Annotated in this window: 2 protein-coding genes; both read left to right on the top strand. The window is 42.4% G+C overall.

Annotation, left to right across the window (positions count from 1 at the left end; genetic code table 11):
* Positions 1-408 precede the first annotated feature (408 nt).
* Positions 409-984: a hypothetical protein gene (locus NJ959_RS27795; RefSeq protein ID WP_254015005.1), complete on the top strand. Its 576-nt coding sequence runs from the start codon at positions 409-411 to the stop codon at positions 982-984.
* A 553-nt stretch (positions 985-1,537) separates the two neighbouring features.
* Positions 1,538-2,968 carry a slr1306 family protein gene (locus tag NJ959_RS27790; RefSeq protein WP_254015004.1) on the top strand — a complete coding sequence of 477 codons (1,431 nt, stop codon included), beginning with the start codon at positions 1,538-1,540 and terminating at the stop codon, positions 2,966-2,968.
* Positions 2,969-3,029 lie beyond the last annotated feature (61 nt).

The following is a 3,029-nucleotide window of genomic DNA, read 5'->3' as shown; positions in this document are numbered from 1 at the left end:
GCTATTACGTCAAGATTCAGGTTAAATCTGAAACACCAGAGCGGATCAGATCTGACAATGCGATCGCCATTGATTTGTGATTGAAATCATAAAATTTGGGTGTAATTTACACAGCGAGTTTTGTCATTATTTGCTATTTCCTGAAACAAATGACTTTTAATCAATTATTAGTCATACTGGTGGAAGATGCCGATCGCGTCTGTGAAGCGTTAAGTGTTCCAGAAGCAGTCTACCAAGGGATACAGCCATGAATAACCTAATGGACAAGCAATCAGACTGGATGCCTATAATATTCGCCGCCCATAAAAAAATCTGCGGTTTAGATCTCAAATGAGATCTTTTTTTTGACCGTTTGGGCATAATCAACCAGAGCCTTCTACCAACAACGTTTGAATCCCAGATATAAAAATGCAATTAAAACAACTAGCGTGTATCCTCCTCGTCGCCCCCCTCTTCCTCGGGTGTACCTCTAAACTTCCAGTGGCTCATTCGGAAGAAACATCAGGCAAAACTCCCCCACCAGCTATACCTCCCCGCCTGAAAGGGGCAATTGAGGAGTTGCGAGTTATGAAAATCAAGATAGAAACTGGGATTAATCCCAAAGAGTATGGCGAAGATTTGGCTGATTTAGTGCCAATGGTAGAAAATTCCACTGGAGATGCCAAAGTCTTAGCTTCTGTTAAATCAGCCGTAGCTGGACACCAATTAGCCGTACAATTCTTCCAGTGCGATCGCGTTAACGGCTATGACGCAATGTACCAATGCCGAGACAATGTTCTCAAAGCTGTTTTCAGTAAATACCCTGATATCGCCACCAAGGCTAAGGCTGCTACTGAAGGGGAAAATTTATCTCATATTAGTGCTGGATTGGATAAAGACGCAGTTTTGCAGGCAATCTGGGAAAAGACTGGCATTGATACAGAAGCTGCTCTTCAGGTGAGCAACCCCAGTCTCTTGCCACAATTACCTAAACACAAGAAATAATATTTTTTGTGTTTGGGTTTTTGGCGATCGAGTTTTATTTTTTTCTAGTAGTTAAATTCATCAAGTCTTGCTCAAGTCTTCATCAATTCCTTAAAGTTAAGAACCGGAATTTTGGATTTGATTTGGAATAATGGAATAAGACGAGGTAATAAATCAAAGGAGAACAGAATGCCTGCTCAATACAACATGCTGCTACTTCCTCTCAAGGATATGGAAGAAAACCTCGAAGAACTTCTCGCTAGATGTCGCAGATTGCGGCATAATGCGTTAATAAACGATAGCAATGAGAACCGTGACACATCGAACACTCAGAAGGAAGGGGTTAATTTCTGTTCTGAGGATACCTGGATTAGGCACCGCTAATGGCTAATGGCTAATGGCTAATGGCTAATGGGTTCTGAATAAATTATCCGTTATCCCATCCACTATCCCATCCCCTGCCATTATCCCATCTGCTGCCACATCTGCTGCAAAATTACCCACTATGTCTGTCTATATATACCTCTGTGAGATTAGGATATAGAGAAGTGGGAGTAACCTTGCGGAGGGAAATATGGCTGTTGCGTTGCGGAAACCCATTTTAGTTGGTGGCATTGCGCTATCCTTCGGACTGTGGCTGATTGACAGCCTTGGCGAATCGGTAGCTAGTCTGGATGAGTTGGGAGTATGGGGAGTAATTACTCTCGGTACGGGAGTATGGTTATGGCAACGGCGAGGTGCTAAGACTGTTGAGTTATCCCCAATCGCCTCACCCCTGGAGAGAGAAACGGTGGAAAAGACGATCGCACAAACAGAAGTTGCGATCGCTAAACTGGAAACTGAGGTTCCTGCTCTCGATAATACTGCCCAATTGCGAGAAGGGTTAGCCCAATTAAGTTTAGAGTTAGATCGCCAGGATATTCAAGTCGCCGTTACAGGTGGTAAGGGTGTCGGGAAAAGTCGTTTAGTTGAAGCTTTGGCTGCTCAATGGTTACCTCAACAATCCCCACACCTCAGTTTGCAAGATACACCTTCCTTATTTATTGGTGATGAACTTAAGGAGGTTACTCCCACTGCTGATTTATTATTATTTGTCACTAGTGGAGATCTAACCGATACCGAGTTTCAAACCTTACAAAAACTTAAGTCAGATCGTCAGCGAATTCTCCTAATTTTTAATAAGCAAGACCAATATTTACCACCAGAAAGAGCGATTATATTACAAAAATTGCGTCAGCGGGTGGCGGAAATTTTAACGGGAGAGGATGTAATCGGGATTTCTGCTTTCCCTGCTCCTGTGAAAGTGCGACAGCATCAGGCAGATAATTCTGTCCAAGAGTGGATGGAGGAGCAAAAACCGGATCTGAGTATATTAACAGAAAAATTAAGTCACATTGTCACCCAAGAAGCGCAACAGTTAGTCTGGGCTACTACTTTTAGAAAAGTAGGGCAAGTGAAAGTAGAAGTAAAAAATCTATTGAATCAATCTAGACGGGATCGCGCTTTGCCTATTATTGAACAGTATCAATGGATTGCTGCGGCTGCTGCTTTTGCCAATCCTCTCCCCGCTTTAGATTTACTAGCAACTGCGGCAATTAGCGGACAGTTAATCGGGGATCTTGGTGAAATTTATCAGCAAAAGTTTTCTCTATCCCAAGCTCAGTCGTCTGCTAAAACTTTGGGTAATTTGATGTTAAAACTAGGTTTGGTTGAGCTTTCTACTCAAACAATTGGTGGTATTCTCAAAAGTAATGCCATCACTTATATTGCTGGGGGAGGAGTACAGGGAGTTAGTGCCGCTTATCTGACTAGATTAGCGGGTTTAAGTCTAATTGAATACTTTCAAGAACAGGAAATTAGCCAAAATACATCAGGAGAACAATTATTTAATTTGGACAGATTGGGAGATACTTTACAAAAGGTTTTCCAACAAAATCAGCGGATGGCTTTCTTGCAAGATTTTGTTAGTCAAGCTTTGGGTAAATTGCGGTTGGTGGCAAGTTGATACTCATAATTTGCACTATTAAAACCTAACCCCCAGCCCCCTTCCCTGCAAGGGAAGGGGG

Origin of the sequence: Limnofasciculus baicalensis BBK-W-15, assembly GCF_024178385.1 — a bacterium.
Taxonomy (GTDB): Bacteria; Cyanobacteriota; Cyanobacteriia; order Cyanobacteriales; family Coleofasciculaceae; genus Limnofasciculus; species Limnofasciculus baicalensis.
The sequence above is the reverse complement of the archived record's forward strand: the minus strand, read 5'-3'. Positions and strand labels throughout refer to the sequence as shown.

What these genes read in the sequence shown, in the direction of transcription:
- NJ959_RS27795 (WP_254015005.1), top strand. Translation starts at nt 409, where the DNA reads ATGCAATTAAAACAACTAGCGTGTATCCTCCTCGTCGCCCCCCTCTTC.
- NJ959_RS27790 (WP_254015004.1), top strand. Translation starts at nt 1,538, where the DNA reads ATGGCTGTTGCGTTGCGGAAACCCATTTTAGTTGGTGGCATTGCGCTA.